Below are 17,967 nucleotides of genomic sequence, written 5' to 3'. Positions count from 1 at the left end.
TCCCTTTAAACCGTGATTTTCTCAAGGTCTTGTAACTCCCTGAGCCGCTTAGATAAGACGTCCACTGTTCCTTCCATCAATTTAATGCCTATTTCATCAACATGGCGATTACGCCAATTGTCTAACTCAGTTCCCTTAACCCATTGGTTAAACGCCCCTAAAGCAGGGCCAGTATGGATCTGGTAATCGACCTTATAGTTTCCATCACCTGTAATAGCCAAACGAGTGGAATGACCAAAATACCATCTAAATACCAGGGCCATCTTATGCTTTGGATTTTTTTCTGCCTTTTCGATTTCTTCTGTTGGATGATATGATTTCACTTCTTCATAAATTTCCTCAAAGCTGCGCTTAAAGTAACGTTTTTGTAATTGTTCCTTCGTCTTCTCATCGATCGCATCAAGTGATGGATATTGGCGATATAATTCGTACAATTTCTTTGCACGAGCTGGGAAGAAGACACCTTTCTTTAGTACTTGGACTTTTGCCCCAATCTCGAACATGTCACCTGCAGGGACCGATTCTGTATCTTGGACGTTCATTTGATTCAGTAAATCTTTCACTATATCACTTGTGCCTGCTTCTACCGTACACTGATTAATAGAACCTGTTAGGATAAAGTCCGCTCCCATAAGAAACATGGATGCTGCTGCTTCTGGCGTGCCTATCCCTCCAGCTGCCCCAACACGTACACGTTTTTTATAACCATAATGTGACATCATGTCGTCGCGCAACTTAATGATTGCTGGTAACAAGGCAAACGCCACACCATGATCTGTATGTCCACCAGAATCAGCTTCAGCACAAAGATCATCAGCCATAGGTACTTCGCGTACCAAGTCTGCCTCTTGGTATGTAAGCTTGCCTTCTTGAACCAACTTATCAATCATACGATCAGGCGCAGGGCTTAAGAATGCCTCGGCCACATCAGGACGTGAAACCTTCGCCATAATCGTATGGTTTACAGCAACTGATCCATCAAGCTTGCGCGAAAGTCCTTTCGCACGATATTTTACGAGTGCAGGCGTAATTCCCATAAAAGCAGAGGCTTCCAAATGGCGAATCCCATAACGCAAAAAGAGGTCCACCGTTTTTTCCTCTATCATGACATCTGTTGGATCATGAACAAGATTCATACCATATGGCTCACCATTTGAAAGCTGTTGCTGAATAGATTGGATATCACTTTCCAATCGGTCTAGTTTTAAACCACCTGTACCATAAAATGAAAGCATACCTGCTTTACTCATTTTGACAACCAAATCCTTTGATGCAATTCCTTTATACATGGAACCTGCAACATATGCATACTTAACGTTATACTCCTGTTTAAATACTTCATCCCCCAGGGACTCTGGAGAAATAGCAGGTGCATCCTGAAAATAAGTGTCAACATTTAACTTTTTTACTTGCGTATGATGATCATCTACAGCTTCTTCCTTATTTGAAGCAACCTTCATCAAATTCAACGGCTCTGCTTCTTCCTTAATTTTTGTTACCATTTTCGTAATAACTGAGCTGTCACCTATCTCAACGAGGTCGATTTCCCCTTGAGCTAGTAAGTACCTTACAGTATCCGTCCACTGTACTGATGTAGTGATTTGTTCGGTTAAAAGTTGCTTTGGATTAGTATCGTTTGGATACGGGCGTGCGGTTACATTGGAAATGACAGGAATCTGCAAACGATTAAATGTAAATTGCTTAATAAATTGAGAAAACTCCTCTTTCGCTTTCTCCATATAACGCGAATGGAAGGCACCGCTTACTCGAAGCACAATATACATATCAACCCCTGCTGATTCAAAGATCGATTGAGCTCGTTCTATATCTTCTCTAGGTCCTGCAATAACGATTTGAGATGGAGTATTATAGTTAGCAATATCAATAGTGTGTACATCATTTTCTAATAGGACTTTCTTAATTTTCTCTTCCGAAAATCCTACGACTGCTGCCATGCCGCTACCTGTCACCTGGCTCATTAATTCCCCACGCTTCTTTACGAGACGTAACCCTGTTTCAAAATCAAAGGCTCCGGCTGCAAATAAAGCATTGTATTCTCCTAAGCTATGTCCTGCAACAAAATCCGGCTTCCTTCCGGTTTCTTGTAACTTTTTCAAATAAGCTAAAGCATGAACGACATATAAAGCAGGTTGAGTAAACTGGGTCTGCCCCAACTTCCGCTGAGAATCTTCTACACATAACTGGCGAATTGAGTAATTAAGAATTTCATCAGCCTTCCTTGTTAATTCAGGAAATTGGTCAAACAAATCAAGACCCATCCCTTTTTTCTGTGCACCTTGTCCCGGAAATAAATATGCTAACATCCTCTTATTCTCCCCTTTTTCAGATGAGTCTACTAACTCATTTAAATGTTTTATATCTTGATTAAATGGTGTCATGATGGCATATACCTTGGAGTCAGATTGCGATGAAATAATTTGTTTAACAAAACTAGCTAATGTACCAGAAGGACCTAAGTCTATATATATCTTTGGCTCATGTTGATTCAAATTATTAATTGCCTTACGAAAATGAATCGGTTGTCGGACAACATCCCAAAAATACATTGGACTTAGCTCTTGTATCTGTTCACCTGTTACACAAGAATAATAAGGAATGCTAGGTCTATTAAATGTCAATGACTTGAGATATGCTAAATACTTATCCGCCATTGGGTTTAAATAGGACGAATGGAATGGATAATGAACAGGAACCTGTTGATACATGATGTTAAGACTTTGTAGGTAGACCTTAACACTATTTAGATTTTCCAATGTACTAGAAACGACAAAATGAGAATTAAAATTAATTGAAGCTAATTCACAAGTTTTATAGAGTTCTGCTTTATCATGAAACAAATTAGGATCATGGAATACGGCTAACATTCCTCCACGTTCACATTCAAGCTCTGTTAATCTGGACATTTCTACTAGAGTTAGTAAAGCTTCATCAATGGTTAATACATCGGCTAACACTGCTGAGGCAAATTCTCCCATACTAGACCCTATTACTCCATCAGGTTCAACGCCTTTTGCTATTAATGTTTGAGCAAGTGCATATTCAACCATGAAGATAGCCGGGTTTGTATAAAGTAAGCGATCAAATTGATTCGTAGTTTTTTTAGAAGAGTAAATTATTTTCAGAACTGATTCTCCGATTAATTTTTGGATTTTTCGATCCAGTCTTAACATGTGTTCCCGAAATAATGGGGTCTGTTCAAATAACTTTTGACCCATTCCTATGTACTGAGAACCTTGACCTGAAAACATAAAAATTTTTTTATAAGACATTTCCTTTACCTCACTGAAAAATTTATAAAATACGAATAGGTATATCTTCTTCATCCTGCTTTTCAGTGTTTTTATTTCCAAAAGCATTGAGCCTAGTTATTTGTTATTTTCGTATTAGTTTAAAACTTACATACATTACGTCAAATAGTTTTATAGAGAACTAAGATTTTTTTAATCAAAAATAGTTTTTTGATTAAAAAAATCTTTCGTTGAATCACCAATATTTCGAGAAAGACCTACATTTTTTTACAAAATTATTATTTTTTCCTAAATTATAACACTAAAAAAGGGCTAATTTTCCATATTTTTTGGAATAAATCCCATATTAGGAATTATGTACTATTTATTCCCATCCTGATTTTTTGCAAAAAATAGGATTGGAAATGTTAGATTTATTAACTAATTGAAAAGTATCTTATAGCATTTCGGAAGAATGATATTTCCTAAAAACCTTGAAATAATAGGTATTACTTCTTGCGTTATGTATTGGGTAAATAAACTTATTTCTATTTTCCAACTGAAACATTTAGATTAATTTCATTCCCCTTATCCACTTACCATCATCCCAAAATTAATTCTAATTACCTATGATATTTTTTTGTAAAACTTACTTATTTATTATTAAAAATTCATTTAACCCCATATATATTTTTGGAAGTGTTTACCAATTTATAAAAAACTAAAAAGAGTCTAACTCCTAATCAAGCTGTCTTAGAAATCACTAAAAACGAAAAGATCGTAATGATTGGATTTTCACTCTAAAATAAGATAATCTAAAATAATGCATGTAATATAAAATTGAAGGAAATGGATGGGAAACACATGATTGCAAAGACTGAAGAAGATTTTAACGGATTAAAAGAAATAGGAAAAATCGTATCCTTGATTCGAGAGGAATTAGTCCAAAAAACAGTAGCAGGTATCTCAACGAAGGAACTTGATGACATTGCAGGAAACTTATTTGAAAAGTACGGGGCAATCTCTGCTCCAAAGGGAGAATACAATTTTCCCGGATACACTTGCATTAGTATTAATGAAGAAGTGGCACATGGTATCCCGGGTAGTCGTGTGATAGAAGAAGGCGATCTTGTTAATATAGATGTCTCGGGCTCTAAAAATGGTTATTTTGCAGATACTGGAATTTCATTCGTGGTTGGCAATGGAGATCCCGTTTTAACCAAATTATGTAATACTGCTGCAGAAGCCTTTGAAGCTGGCTTAAAAAGAATAAAGCCCGGTTCTAAAAAAAGCGGACTTGGCAAAGCAGTTATTGCAACGGCAAGGAAGAATGGATTTACAGTGATCATGAACCTTACAGGACATGGAATTGGCCGAACGATTCATGAAGCTCCTCAACATATTTATAACTATCATGAGCCTTTAGATGATGAGCTCCTGAAGGAAGGGATGGTTATTGCCTTTGAACCGTTTATTTCCACTGATGAAGAGGAAGTTTTTCAATACGAAGATGATGAATGGACATTTGTGACAGAAAACAGCATTGTGGCTCAATGTGAACATACGATCATCATTACTAAAGAAGGACCGATTGTGATTACCTTATAAAAGCTTAGAAAGTACCTGCTAACGGGGCTTGGCCCCTCTGCAGGCTTTTTTAGCTTCATTTGTCCCAGTCTCCCCTTTTAATAAGGCAGAACTTCATCACTTACCATTTCCCATTCGTGAATTTCAAATGCTCGGGCCCCTTGAATAATATGGGGATCTTGTTTAGTTATTTGTTCTGCTTCTTCCAATGAGTTAACCTGATAAATGACTAATCCGCCAGTTCCGTCAGCAAATCGTCCATTGGCAAAAATTTTACCTTCTCTGCGCATTTCATTTAAATAATCAAGATGCTGTGAACGGTATTTTTGACTCTTTTCTTCATCCAACATCGGTAAAAAAACAGCAAAGTATCTCATACATTAATCCCCCTCTCCCTTACGTTACCTTTTATTACTTTTTATCTACTGTTTCATTTCATTATATATAATAAAAAATTCGAATGTAATATTCTTTAAATAAGTCTTTCACTAAAATTCACATATGAATTTTTTTATTTTAAATGATGCCCGGCATTCCAAAAAAGCTGACCTCCAGCAATATTGTGTAGGTCAGCTATCGAAACTATTCGATTACTTCCACACGTACGTTTTTACGTCCCCATTGGAGAGCGTTATTATGGTTAGGAATGAACACATCAATTTCATTTCCGTTTATACCGCCGCCTGTATCCGCTGCTATCGCGACTCCATGACCCTCTACTTTTACGATGGATCCAAGCGGTATAACACTAGGGTCGACCGCAATCACTTTCGCATCAGGGTATTTTTTTAAATCTAGACCCATCCTTGTCACACCTGAACACCCTTCACAATTTGCCGTATATGCTGTGCTTGCGACTGTCAATGTCTTACCGGCAGCTGAACCACGTTTGGCTTTACTATCCAACGCTGATCTTGTTTTCGGACCTGCAATTCCGTCAACCGCTAGCCCTTGTTGCTTTTGAAAACTCTTGACCGCGCTCACAGTGCCGTTTCCATAAATACCATCTAAACTTGAATTGTAATGACCTGTTTGCTTTAACTGATATTGAATATGTATGACTTGCTTTCCTATGTTGCCATATCGCAAGACTTTTAACGCATGGTTCGTTTGCGGTCCGGCAATACCATCGACCTTTAAGTTGCGTTTTCGCTGAAAATCTTTGACAGCTTCTACTGTGATATCCCCATAGTATCCTGTCGATGTATGGTAGGGGAATACAGCTTTTGTCATCAAATAATCCTGTAATTCGGCAACATCCGACCCTGATGAGCCATTTGTTAGTGTCCGATCTCCCATTGCTGCTTCTGTAAATGAAGGACCTGCAATCAGGATGACTCCAACAACAAAGACTAAGAACATATTTCTAAATCTTTTTAACATAAAAAAAATCCTCCCTATTTTCTTTTTCATAAAAGAATTCGAGAGGAAATGACATTATTCGTATATAAACACCATATTCACAACGTTTGTCCCTTAATAATCCATTATTTTGAAATAATACACCCTATTTGGTATGCATGAAAATGATGGTTGACTTAACAAAACCATATTCCTAATTAATATTTTAAAAATTTATTACGAAATAACTTTTACCATTAACGCCACTAGCAATTAAAAAAAGCGTCTCTATATTATTGAAACGCACAAGTTAACAACCTTACTTACAGTATTTAATATAGTTTGTTAAAATAATTGGTCCTAATTTTTCACTTTTTGTATTAGAAAGTCTAACTTGAACTTCTACATTTTTCATTTCAGCTGTAATGAAATCAAATCTCCCAGCCCAAGTTGGACTATTTTCTTCAGGAGTTGGATAAAGTCTAAAACGCCAACTTATTTCATCTGGAATAAATGCAAACCCCTCATAACTATCATAATTGCCATATGAAAATGGCACTGGCAGATGAACACCAAGGATACTTATCCTTGTTCGAGCAAAACTCTGTGGAATTAGTTGCACTTTATATATTAACGCTGTTCCCTTAGCATTTTTTAGGTTTTTATCGACAGGCTCTAAGACCATACTACAAGGCATATTAATTGCATTTGTCTGATAAGGATACGTAGCAAAAATAGAAAAAAGTAGGAATAAAGCTAAAACAAATCGTCTCATCATTCACCTCTACAATCATTTTTAGTTAGTATCCCCTAAGTACAGAAATACACAACAAACTGCAAGTAAGTTAAACTAGATATTTTTAAAGATAATGTGCAATAATATAAATGTACAATTTAAAAAAACAGCAAAATAAAATTCTTTCTCGGGATAGATCGCCATTAAGGCAGGATAAAAGATTCCACTATAATAAAGATTATTTATACTATATGAAAAAATAGGAGGAATTGTATTGAAGGTGTTTTGTGTAGTTGTCTTAATTTTTTTCTTAACAATCTTAACAAATGTATCAGTTGATCTTATTTTAGGTGATACGCTGTTCGAATCATTAAACACCTTCCTAAAAACCTTTAATATTATTGGGGCTGGAGAGTATGTCATGTTAATATTTCTAGTCTTCATTATTATTGGCAATCAAATCTTCCAGTCCTTTAAAAATAGAAATCAGAAAAAAGCTTAATTGGTTTTTTGTTTCAAACGCTTGCGAATCGTTGATACTATTAACATTAATACTGGAAAATACAAAAAAAGTGCAAAAACAAGCGGGCGTAACCCCTCTTTCCCTTCTTCCATATATCCGGAAAAATTAGTCGCTATTGTCATAGCTGAAACGATGATAATCCCTCCGACCGGCAACAAAATCTGCTGATGATTTTTCAACTTAAATAAGTCAACAATCCCAATGACAGCTCCATAAATAAAAAGCGATCCTTTAAAAAAAACAGTGATTAACATCGTAAACACGACAATCACATCAAGTCTTTGAATAAAATCAAGCAGATTCACCTTTCCGATAGTCGCTAGTGTAGGAAACGTGGTTCTTTCCATGACATCAACACCAAGAACCGCGATATTTAAACTAGCAGTCCAGCTTAAAGCAAGTCCACTTAACAATAAGGCAGACATCCAGACTTTTTTAACTGAACCAGACTTATTTAAATAAGGGAGCAGCATTGTAAAAACAACCATTTCCCCAAATGGAAAATGAGACGATTCCAAAACAGCAGTTGATAGGATCGGCTTCCATCCATTTTCAAGAAAGGGTCTTAAATTATGCAACTCAAACTCTCCAGAAACAAGGATGAGGACGTTCCCTGCTGCTCCTAACAAAAGCAAAATCACAATAAATACTTCCGCTGTTCTTGCTAACACTTCAATTCCTTGATTGAGAACATAACAAATGACGAGAACGAATGAGATTTGGATTGCTAAAAGCGGTGTTTCAGTCATGGTGGATGAAACAATTAGTTCACTAAAGTCACGAACCTGTCGAGTTGCAATTTGCAAAAAATAGAGAACATAAAATAAACCGATAATCCACCCAAAATAGTTCCCTAGTATTTTTCTTGCATAACCAGTAATAGGTAGCTTTGGATAATGACAAAATAGCCGATAGTAAATAAAAAATAAGCAGAATCCAATAGACATTCCTAATAGGATGGCAAGCCAAGCATCTTTTTTTGCTCCTATTCCATAACTAACAACCACTGCTGTCCCTAAATTAAACATAAACATCAGTGCGAATAATTGAATACCGTTAACCTTGGCTTTTTCCATCTCTAGCAATCCCTTTCTTTTCAAAATCCGTCTTATTTTATATACGATTTTACTTTCATTCCGGTCCGTCGGATCGTTGCATTCACCTCTACATTAACTTTAGACTCCGGAAATATTTCTTCTTCCCATTTATCCTTTATTTTTTTCCAATAATTTTTGTCCTCAATGTTGATATATTCCCCAAATCCAAAGACATCAGTTTTTTCCTCTTGTACTGTTTTTATTGTTGTCATAACCTCATCTTTAATTTCTTTACTCAACTGATTTTCTAATCTTTTAATCGTCTTATCCTTATCGAGCTCAATTGGACAATGTGTTTCCAACACATCCCCTTCTGCATTTATTTTAATAGTAATAACAGGCTTATCTTTTTTGACCTTAACCTTTATACCTGATTTTGCACGCCCAATATCAATTGCAACTGCATCTTTTTTTTCAGGGCAATCAAGATTCATTACTGTCTGTTCCATTTCATTATTAACCCACACCACACCACGGGCAGGATCTCCTTCCAACCATTTTTCCAATTTACCGTCTCTGATAATCGCAAGTCCTTTTATTTCTAACTTCGCGCTCTGGGAAATTTCTTGCATATTAGCTGTTTGATTCCCCTTTTCTACTTTTCCATTAATCTGGATCCCTGTAATAGCAACACTTCCTTCTGCCAATTTCATAATTGCTTGATCAGCACGGGTACTTTGAAATTCCCCCCATATTTCTTTAGAAGATTCCAAACTCCCTTCTATATTCGCTGAAGGTATAGGTCTTAATGAAGTAGAGACTTTTAAAGCATCTTCTGCTGTATGACCTTTTACGATTAAAACAGGAAAGAGTACCCGAAATTTCGGATCACGTTCAATCACATCAAAAAGCTCTTTCATTCCATCTTTGGCCAGTTCCTCACCAATTAGCATGATTTGAATATGTGGAAAAAAAAGCTCTGCTGGTGCTTCATTTGAGATTTTCCTTAATGCTTCCTTTAATGTACTGCCAGTTTCTGAAAAAGTTGTAACTGGTGAGGATTGAACGTTACCACCTTGTTGTCCACCTGAGACGATACTAGGATTAATAATTTGGACTGTTGTACGAAATCTATCTTCAGGATCGTCACCTCCCTTATCAATCCCTATGCCTGATATTATACTAAAATCTTGTAATTCATTACTGTCCCAGCATCCTGATGTGAAGAGAATAGATAAAACACATAAAAGAATCTTATATGACCTCTGTATCAATAAACTATTCATGATTATTCATTCCCTTCCCCTATTTGTCCACCTTTTTTAGTATTTATTCTATTTGTATTTTTCTGACTAACAAGGTGAGGACGTTTTCTCATAAATGGTATTGGTATGCGCAAAATCGCATCTTTTTGATCCGCAACAATAAGTGGGGCAAAGGGAGATAAATATGGGATACCAAATGATCGCAAGCCAACCGTATGACTAACTAACAATATGACTCCTAGCCCAATACCATAAAGTCCAAACGTACTAGCTAAAAGCATCATAATAAAACGGAGCAAACGAACGGCATCTGTCATGGAATAATGGGGGATTGTGAAGCTTGCAATGGCTGTTGCAGCTACCACAATAACCATTGCACTAGAAACAATTCCAGCAGAAACCGCCGCTTCACCTAATACTAATGCACCTACAATTGATACCGCCTGACCAACAGGACGAGGCATCCGGACCCCAGCTTCCCGCAGTACTTCAAATGTAAATTCCATTAATAATGCCTCTATAATGACCGGAAAAGGAATTGCTTGACGCTGAGCTGCAAGATTAATAAGTAAGGGCGTTGGAATGAGTTCTGGATGAAACGAAAGAAATGCAATGAATAAGGATGGTCCTAAAAGCGTTATTAGAAAGGAAATAATTCTTATGAACCTTAAAAACCCACTAATATTCCATCGTAAGTAATAATCTTCAGCAGTTTGAAAAAATTGATTCCACGTAGTTGGAACAATTAAAGGTATTGGTGTTCCATCTACAAAAATAGCGACCCGTCCCTCTAACAAATTTCCTGAAACAACATCAGGACGTTCAGTTACCATGATGGTTGGCCATGGTGTAAACGTATCATCTGCAATCCATTCTTCAATCGTATTTGATCCTTGTATTTCATCTACATCGATCTTGTCTAGCCGTTCTCTTACCTCATTAATAAGTTTTTCATTTGCAATTCCGTTTATATACATCACGCCTATAACGGTTTGGGTGATCTTTCCAAGCTCCTTTGTTTCTAGCCAAAGATTTGGACTTTTAATTCTCCTTCGAATCAAGGACGTATTTGTAATAAGCGACTCTGTAAAACTTTCTTTAGGTCCGCGTACCGAATTTTCTGTCGTTGGTTCTTGAATTGACCTAAGCTCTCCCCCCTGTGAAGCACATCCAAAGGCCTGATTCAATCCATTAATAAGCACAATTGTTTGACCAGTTAATAGTAAAGATAGTAGTTTCTTTAAGTCTATTGCTACCTCAACGTGGGTAGCTGTTAAAAGATGATCTTTAATATATATACCTATCTGGCTTGGAGCCCAGGCCTCCCCTTCATTTTCGACAACATTAGTATCAGCCATGAGTTTTTCAATAACTAAATTTCCCATTAGATCTTTATCCGTTAATCCATTTACATAAATGGTTGCAACTTTGTGCATGAAAGGTTTTCCCATTTCAAATTCCCGTATAATTAAATCACCGCTATGACCTAATGCTTCTTTAATATTTATAATATTATCCTCTAAAGAATGACCAAGATCTTGTTCGATCGAGGAAGAATCTATTTCATCATTAAATACCTTCTGTGTTTTCTTCTTGAACATACGGTTCCATGCATCATTCATTTCTCATTACACTCCAAGTTTTTGACTACAATGATTATTTTTTAGAGTTTCCATTTTTATATCATTCATGCATTTTCTTCCTTGCATAGTTAAAGGAAAACAGTTCAAAAGGAAAAGGCTTTGTACAAAAAGTGTAAACCAAACAGTTTTTAGAATTAGTAACTAAGAAATAGATTGAGATACCATATAAGCTTGGGGTTTTTACAAAAATGCGACGTGTGAAAGAAATAGTATTTAATACGAATCTTGTGAAACCCCTACTGTAAATATGACAAAAATAAAAGCTTCAATCCCTTACCTATAAGGAATTGAAGCTTCACACTGGTGATTCGAGAGGAATTCGAACCTCGCCCCTATCCTGTCAGGATTGGGTTAGGGATGTGGTTGTAAAATACATTAATAAACTCAATAAAATAAAGTAAGTCTATGTAATTTTTTTGTGAATTTAGGAATGTGGGATCAAAATAAACAATAAATCAAAGCTTTGTTTTGGTGCTATACATATCCTATCTATTGAATTAGGAAAAAAGAATATCTTTCTTTCCCCTAAGGAGAACCATCTTTATCTTCCCTCTGAATAAATAAATTGCTTAGTCTATCCCCTTTTTAATCATCACTTGATTAAACATCATTTGACATGAATAATATACGATATATGCTAGAAAACTACCTAAAATAAAAATAGAAACTGGAAAAGCGTACAATAGAGCACCACCTATTCCAACAATGATTAATAAAAGAATCGTTAAAATAGGATTCATGAGTGAGAAGAAAAATGCATTTCTGACAACATACTTCCAATTCAACTCAAAATGTACCATGATTGGAAAAAGGTAAATAGTTATAGAAGCAAATAAAATAAGGCCAATTATTAGCAAAATATAAAGGATAAATTGAAAGCTGGAGCTTTCTGGACTGATAATCCTGTAATCTACATATAAGAAAACTCCAAAGACTGCCCAAACGATAGATAATAAAATACTTTGTTTGAAATTATCTTTAAACTGCAAACAGAAACTCTTAAAAATCCCATTCGTTTCTTTCTGTAACTGTCTCTTACGGACAACACCGAACATTGCTGCAGTTGCTGGGAAAATTGTCATTAGGGGGATTGAGGCAATTACCCACAATACATTTAAAAGAAAGTAATCCACGATTGTATTTATTGTGTTTAATAGTCGATTATTCAAGTCATTCATCCTTTATCCCCCATAATCTTTAATGTTTATTTTCTCCAAATTGATTTTAGCATATGAATCTCTAATGTGTTTACTTTTACATCCCCACCAATTGAATACAGTTCGAGATCCTTGCTATTCTGATCTGGAAATATTAAATCTGTCATCACTAGCTCTCCATTGTTTCCAAACGCTTCAACAGATGACCAATCAACAAATAAGTGTAACTTCACTTTATTGTTATCATAAGGAGCTAAGTCTCCTTCATGCTTTCCAATAAATGATTCATTAAAATCTGATTGTCCAGAATTCGTGCGATCGATAAACAATCGTTGTTTAGTAACGTTATATCCGATGACAGTTTCCTTTTGATTTGATTTACACACTTTAAATCCAAATTCAACTGCTGTACCGATTTCAAACTCTGCAATAATTTCAAGAGTGTTACCTTTTACATTAGAAACTATATTCTCGCTAGGTACGATCGTTTGATTTGTTATTTGTATTGATTTTTCACGAATTTTTTGTAATTCTTGAACTGGCTCTTGAACTAATCGAACTCCTTCCTTCATTGTTTTTAATGAAAGGACTCTTGGAATTGTCATCGCGCTTCGCCATTCTTTAGTTGGTGTAACATTTGCATATCGCCAGTTACTCATCCAGCCAAGGTAAATTCTTCTCCCATCCTCATTTGGAATATCCGACCAGCTTACTCCAGCGTAATTATCTCTGCCTCTGTCAATCCAAAGAGTCGTTTCTGGTGTGTTGTCATTTGTAAATGTTTCCCCATCAAACTCACCAATAAAATATTGTGTTCTTGATCCTTCTTCATAACTTGGATCATCACCAATACTCAAAAACAAGACCCACTTCTTTTGATTAAAATCCCCATCTACTGGTAATTCAAACAAATCCGGACACTCCCATACTCCTTCATGTGAGCCATGACCGTCTCCAAATTCACTTGCAAAGTCCCAATCTTTAAGGTTTTTTGATGTATATAGCCTCACTGTTTGACCTGAAGCTAGGATCATCACCCATTTTTTTGTTTCTTTATGCCAGAATACTTTTGGATCTCTAAAATCCGTAATGCTTTCATCTGAAATGACAGGGTTTCCTGCATAACTCACCCATGTACGTCCATTGTCTTTACTATAAGCAATACTTTGTCTTTGTCTAGGGCGTTCAGAGTCTGGGTAGGTATCCGAATGAGTAAACATTGCTACTAAACCTGATTGACCATTAAAGAAACCGCTAGTATCATTCCAGTCAACGACTGCACTGCCAGAAAAAATCATCCCATGCTCATCTGGTTTTAATGCGATCGGCAAATGTTCCCAATGGACAAGATCTGTGCTAATAGCATGCCCCCAGTGCATTGGTCCCCATGTTGTTCCATTTGGATGATATTGATAAAACAGATGATATTCACCTTCAAAATAAACCATTCCATTAGGGTCATTCATCCAATTAGCTTCTGGTGAAAAGTGAAATTGCGGTCGATACTTTTCTGTATAATATTGTTGTTTAGTCTCCGTGTTCATAGACTTTGTACTTCCTTTCTCCCTCAACTAAAAAAATTTTATATATTAATAGTTAACATTTAGTCAGTAACATTTTTTCTACTTGTTCTTTTGATGGCATACTTGGAATCCCACCTTTTGCAATTGTCGCAAGTGCCCCTACTGCATTAGCAAAAGTTGCTACCTCAACTAATTCAGCTTGGTTTAACATATTTACATGTTTATTAGACTCAAGTATCTTAAATAAAGCACCGCCTACAAAGGCATCTCCCGCCCCAGTTGTATCCACAACTTCGACATGAAACCCTGATATTTTCCCCCTATGATTTACAGACCTGTAAAAGCAGCCTTTCGATCCTAAAGTGACAAATACAACGGAACACCCGTATTGAGCTTGAATAATTTCAGTACCTTTTTCCAAATCATCATATCCAGTCAAAAAGACGAGTTCTTCCTCTGACAGTTTGACGATATCAGCATATTTTAATCCTTTTAGAATCATTTCTTTCGCTCGGTCTAGTGAATCCCATAAAGGAATACGCAGGTTAGGATCATATGAAATCATCACATTATGTTTTTTGGCATATTCTAATGCTTTAAAAGTAGCTGTTGCAGCAGGTTCATGTGTCAACGATAATGACCCAAAATGAAAGATTTGTGAATGTTGGATCAACTCTTCGTTAATTTCCTCTTCTGTTAGCATAATATCTGCACCTGGCTTACGATAAAAATGAAAGGAACGATCGCCAGTAGAATCTAAATGAACAAAGGCTAGCGTTGTATTTACTTGATTTGAAAATAAAAGATTAGTTGTATCGATTTTATATTGTTCTAATCCAGTTTTTAGCAAATGACCGAATTGATCATCCCCCACTTTTCCGATAAACGATGTTTGAATATTAAAATTTGAGAGAGTTACTAAAACATTTGCTGGGGCTCCACCAGGATTCGTTTCGAATAACATATGTCCTTTATCTGAATATCCCGAAGGTGTAAAATCAATTAATAATTCTCCTAAAGCTGTTACTCTATTCACATCTATCACCTATTTCTACATTTTAAATAGAAAGGCCAGATAGAAAGAACATCTGGCCTTAAAGAAAGGATAAGGTAAAACTTCCAACAGTGGGGGTTTTCTTCATCCCCCACTATTGGTTAGTTGAACCAATTGGACCTTTACGGGCAAGTTATCCTCCACCTACCCTCTTTGTAAACTCAAAACTTGTGAGGGGAGTCTACTGCCCGTTAAGAGCGGGATAAATTATAACTCTTTGTTAAATCGGTCTAATCCTGATTGATAAACTTCCATTAATTCATTTAATCCCATTGTTTCTAATTGCTCGACATACTCATCCCACTCTTCTTCTATTCCACCTTCAACTAACCATTGAGCTTCCTTCTGTTTTACAAATTCTTTGATTTCTGGTTCAATCGTATTAATCTTTTCAAGCTCTTCAGCACTAAAGAAGATTTGTGGATAGTTTTCCTCAACCATATGTGGTTTGTAGTATTTTTCAAGAATTTCTAAACGTTCTTTTGCTCTTGGCTCCATTTCTACTACTGTTCCAAAATGCTCTTTTAAGACAACAAATGGTCCACCAGGTGCAACTTTTTGACGTAATTCTCCCATTGCAACACCTTCAGGTAATTCTTTGTTAACTAACTTACCATTTTCATCTTCTTCATAGATTTCACCGATTGGTCCCCAGTTAATTTGTGCAGACATTTTCGGATCATATAATTGATCAACCCATCGCATTGTAATTTCTGGATTTTCATTAGCTGACGTGATAACAAATGCATCTCTACCGTATTCAGAATAGTTCGAACGGCCCACAATGATTTTTCCGTCTTTTCCTTTTAAAGGAGGTAAAATGGCATAATCATCAACACGGTCTGTCCCAACTACTTCAGTATCCTCCCACCAAATGAAAGAACCAAGTGTTGGATCTTCTGTTTTACCTTTTGCAAATAATTGGGCTGTATCTTGAGTGACAACCTCTGGATCGATTAATCCTTCTTTTACCCATTGGTGATAGTACGCAATTGCCTCTTTATATTCAGGTTGAGTTGCTGCATAAATCACTTTTCCATCACGAACAACTCGATGATCAGCCTCAAATGGAGCATCTGGTAAACCGAATAAACCTATTAAATCTCCTTCATTTCCGCACCAACCATTAAACCAGAAGGTTAAACCGATCTCATCTTGCTTTCCATTCCCATTTGGATCTTTTTCTTTGAAAGCTTTTAATACATCATGATATTCTTCCAATGTTGTTGGCATTTCTAAACCAAGTTTATCTAGCCATGTTTGATTAATAAACATGATGTTTGGCATCCCTACTAAATCCATCTCTTCTGCTCGAGGTAAAGAGTAAATATGTCCATCTGGTGCAGTCACAATTTGTTTAAGCTCTGGTCTTTCTTCAAATAATTTCTTTAAATTAGGTGCATATTTATCTATTAAATCTTCTAAAGGTATAATCGTACCACTTTGCCCATGCTGCATTAGATCTTGATCTGTAAAGCCTGAAGCATAAAACGCATCTGGTAGATCACCACTTGCTAATAATAAATTTTTCTTTTCTTGATATCCATCGCCAGGGATATTGTTCCATTTTATACTCACATTCGTCGCTTCCTGGAGTCTGTCAAAGATGACCATTTCTGAATAATCAGGTGCTAAAGGTTGTTTCGGTGAAACAAAATTTAATGTCACTTCTTTCTCTACTATCGGCAGACCTGTTTCGTTGAATGCTGCTGCCGATTCCTTTGATTCTTTTCCTGACTCACTACTTGTACAACCTGTTAAGGCAAGTGAAGCACTTAACCCAAGTACTAGAGCCATGGACATTTTCTTTTTCTTGTTTCTTTCTATGCTTCTTTTCATTGCTCTAATCATTACTTTTTCCCCCTTAATGTTAAATAATATTAATTTTTGAGAGTATAAACCGGAATCCCCACCTCCTTTAAAGTAACCTGTTAAAATATATCAACCTTTAATTCCACCAATCATAACTCCCTTAACAAAATACTTTTGTACAAATGGATATAAAACTAAAAGTGGAATCGAAGCTACAATAATCACACCGTATTTAATAAGTTCTGAAACTCTTTGTTTTGCTGCTAGTGAATCAATATCACTCATCATTTGAGTAGAAGCTTCATTTTGAATTAAGATATTACGTAAAATCAATTGAAGAGGATATAAATCCTCATTATTTAAATAAATTAATGCATCAAAGTACGAGTTCCAGTGTCCGACTGCATAAAATAAAACCATTACAGCTACAATAGGTTTGGATAGCGGGAGGACAATCTTCCAAAAGAATTTCGCATCCGAACAACCGTCCATCTTTGCCGCTTCTAATAACTCGTTTGGTATAGATGTTTGGAAATAGGTTCTTGCAACAATCACATTCCACACTGCAACAGCCTTAGGTAAAATTAACGCCCACATCGTATTGAGTAATCCCAGATTCTTAACGACTAAATAAGTAGGAATTAACCCTCCTGAAAAGAACATCGTAAAGAGGAATAAAAACATAATTAGGTTTCTACCATATAAATCTCTACGTGATAATGCGTATGCAGCCATTAATGTACATGAAACATTCACAAGAGTTCCAACAAACGTATAGATGATCGAGTTTTTATAACCTAACCAAATCTTGCTATCACTAAAAATTCTCTGATATCCCTCAAAGGTAATATCTTTTGGCAGTAGCCATACCTTCCCCTCATAGATCAAATTAGGGTTACTAATCGACGCAATCACGATAAAGTAAAGAGGATAGACGACTAATATGACCATAATCGCGACTAGGAAAATATTAATTGAATCAAAAATTTTATCTTCTTTAGATCTTCTAGTTGTTTTATTCATTGCGAATAAACCCATAAT

The 17,967-nt window shown here is 36.0% G+C and carries 14 protein-coding genes; 2 read left to right on the top strand and 12 right to left on the bottom strand.

Translation table 11 applies throughout. The features are described 5' to 3' along the window. Window positions 1-5: 5 nt before the first annotated feature. Window positions 6-3,290, bottom strand: coding sequence for an ACP S-malonyltransferase (fabD, locus tag AC4GZ8_RS06065; RefSeq protein WP_491080925.1), 3,285 nt, complete (start codon window positions 3,288-3,290; stop codon window positions 6-8). 822 nt (window positions 3,291-4,112) lie between these two features. Here fabD and map point away from each other — a divergent pair. Further along, window positions 4,113-4,856: a type I methionyl aminopeptidase gene (gene map, locus AC4GZ8_RS06060; protein WP_491080924.1), complete on the top strand. Its 744-nt coding sequence runs from the start codon at window positions 4,113-4,115 to the stop codon at window positions 4,854-4,856. Between the two features lie 77 nt (window positions 4,857-4,933). On the opposite strand, the gene AC4GZ8_RS06055 is transcribed toward map, so the two are convergent. The 3 genes from AC4GZ8_RS06055 to AC4GZ8_RS06045 form a co-directional block, all read right to left on the bottom strand. Then, on the bottom strand, window positions 4,934-5,212 hold the full coding sequence (locus AC4GZ8_RS06055) for a YciI family protein (protein WP_491080923.1): 279 nt from the start codon (window positions 5,210-5,212) through the stop codon (window positions 4,934-4,936). A 205-nt stretch (window positions 5,213-5,417) separates the two neighbouring features. Beyond that, window positions 5,418-6,218: a peptidoglycan-binding protein gene (locus AC4GZ8_RS06050; RefSeq protein WP_491080921.1), complete on the bottom strand. Its 801-nt coding sequence runs from the start codon at window positions 6,216-6,218 to the stop codon at window positions 5,418-5,420. A gap of 277 nt (window positions 6,219-6,495) precedes the next feature. Further along, complete coding sequence (locus AC4GZ8_RS06045; protein ID WP_491080919.1) at window positions 6,496-6,951, bottom strand: YoqH family protein; 456 nt, start codon at window positions 6,949-6,951, stop codon at window positions 6,496-6,498. Window positions 6,952-7,192: 241 nt separating this feature from the next. On the opposite strand from AC4GZ8_RS06045, the gene AC4GZ8_RS06040 reads away from it, so the two are divergent. Continuing rightward, window positions 7,193-7,414, top strand: a complete 222-nt coding sequence (locus AC4GZ8_RS06040) for a YczF family membrane protein (protein ID WP_491081194.1) — start codon at window positions 7,193-7,195, stop codon at window positions 7,412-7,414. Here the strand turns inward: AC4GZ8_RS06040 and AC4GZ8_RS06035 are convergent. The 8 genes from AC4GZ8_RS06035 to AC4GZ8_RS06000 all read right to left on the bottom strand — a co-directional run bounded on the left by AC4GZ8_RS06035 (window position 7,411) and on the right by AC4GZ8_RS06000 (window position 17,964). Next, window positions 7,411-8,511: a GerAB/ArcD/ProY family transporter gene (locus tag AC4GZ8_RS06035; RefSeq protein WP_491080918.1), complete on the bottom strand. Its 1,101-nt coding sequence runs from the start codon at window positions 8,509-8,511 to the stop codon at window positions 7,411-7,413. The genes AC4GZ8_RS06040 and AC4GZ8_RS06035 overlap by 4 nt on opposite strands. A gap of 32 nt (window positions 8,512-8,543) precedes the next feature. After that, window positions 8,544-9,758, bottom strand: coding sequence for a Ger(x)C family spore germination protein (locus tag AC4GZ8_RS06030; protein WP_491080917.1), 1,215 nt, complete (start codon window positions 9,756-9,758; stop codon window positions 8,544-8,546). 2 nt (window positions 9,759-9,760) lie between these two features. Further along, window positions 9,761-11,359: a spore germination protein gene (locus AC4GZ8_RS06025; protein ID WP_491080916.1), complete on the bottom strand. Its 1,599-nt coding sequence runs from the start codon at window positions 11,357-11,359 to the stop codon at window positions 9,761-9,763. A 590-nt stretch (window positions 11,360-11,949) separates the two neighbouring features. Continuing rightward, window positions 11,950-12,558 carry a YesL family protein gene (locus AC4GZ8_RS06020; protein ID WP_491080915.1) on the bottom strand — a complete coding sequence of 203 codons (609 nt, stop codon included), beginning with the start codon at window positions 12,556-12,558 and terminating at the stop codon, window positions 11,950-11,952. 26 nt (window positions 12,559-12,584) lie between these two features. Further along, complete coding sequence (locus AC4GZ8_RS06015) at window positions 12,585-14,081, bottom strand: glycoside hydrolase family 32 protein (protein ID WP_491080914.1); 1,497 nt, start codon at window positions 14,079-14,081, stop codon at window positions 12,585-12,587. A 52-nt stretch (window positions 14,082-14,133) separates the two neighbouring features. After that, complete coding sequence (locus AC4GZ8_RS06010; protein WP_491080913.1) at window positions 14,134-15,096, bottom strand: PfkB family carbohydrate kinase; 963 nt, start codon at window positions 15,094-15,096, stop codon at window positions 14,134-14,136. A gap of 225 nt (window positions 15,097-15,321) precedes the next feature. Then, window positions 15,322-16,965 carry an ABC transporter substrate-binding protein gene (locus AC4GZ8_RS06005; protein ID WP_491080912.1) on the bottom strand — a complete coding sequence of 548 codons (1,644 nt, stop codon included), beginning with the start codon at window positions 16,963-16,965 and terminating at the stop codon, window positions 15,322-15,324. A gap of 90 nt (window positions 16,966-17,055) precedes the next feature. Beyond that, complete coding sequence (locus AC4GZ8_RS06000; RefSeq protein ID WP_491080911.1) at window positions 17,056-17,964, bottom strand: carbohydrate ABC transporter permease; 909 nt, start codon at window positions 17,962-17,964, stop codon at window positions 17,056-17,058. Window positions 17,965-17,967: the final 3 nt, after the last annotated feature.

Source organism: Metabacillus sp. RB-C-LZQ-3-1 (assembly GCF_058315175.1).
Note: the sequence above shows the minus strand (reverse complement) of the source record. Positions and strands in the feature narration are given on the sequence as shown.

Bases quoted from the DNA above. Each gene is read 5' to 3' on its own strand.
- fabD (WP_491080925.1), bottom strand. From the start codon at position 3,290: ATGTCTTATAAAAAAATTTTTATGTTTTCAGGTCAAGGTTCTCAGTAC.
- map (WP_491080924.1), top strand. From the start codon at position 4,113: ATGATTGCAAAGACTGAAGAAGATTTTAACGGATTAAAAGAAATAGGA.
- AC4GZ8_RS06055 (WP_491080923.1), bottom strand. From the start codon at position 5,212: ATGAGATACTTTGCTGTTTTTTTACCGATGTTGGATGAAGAAAAGAGT.
- AC4GZ8_RS06050 (WP_491080921.1), bottom strand. From the start codon at position 6,218: ATGTTAAAAAGATTTAGAAATATGTTCTTAGTCTTTGTTGTTGGAGTC.
- AC4GZ8_RS06045 (WP_491080919.1), bottom strand. From the start codon at position 6,951: ATGAGACGATTTGTTTTAGCTTTATTCCTACTTTTTTCTATTTTTGCT.
- AC4GZ8_RS06035 (WP_491080918.1), bottom strand. From the start codon at position 8,511: ATGGAAAAAGCCAAGGTTAACGGTATTCAATTATTCGCACTGATGTTT.
- AC4GZ8_RS06030 (WP_491080917.1), bottom strand. From the start codon at position 9,758: ATGAATAGTTTATTGATACAGAGGTCATATAAGATTCTTTTATGTGTT.
- AC4GZ8_RS06025 (WP_491080916.1), bottom strand. From the start codon at position 11,359: ATGAATGATGCATGGAACCGTATGTTCAAGAAGAAAACACAGAAGGTA.
- AC4GZ8_RS06020 (WP_491080915.1), bottom strand. From the start codon at position 12,558: ATGAATGACTTGAATAATCGACTATTAAACACAATAAATACAATCGTG.
- AC4GZ8_RS06015 (WP_491080914.1), bottom strand. From the start codon at position 14,081: ATGAACACGGAGACTAAACAACAATATTATACAGAAAAGTATCGACCG.
- AC4GZ8_RS06005 (WP_491080912.1), bottom strand. From the start codon at position 16,965: ATGATTAGAGCAATGAAAAGAAGCATAGAAAGAAACAAGAAAAAGAAA.
- AC4GZ8_RS06000 (WP_491080911.1), bottom strand. From the start codon at position 17,964: ATGGGTTTATTCGCAATGAATAAAACAACTAGAAGATCTAAAGAAGAT.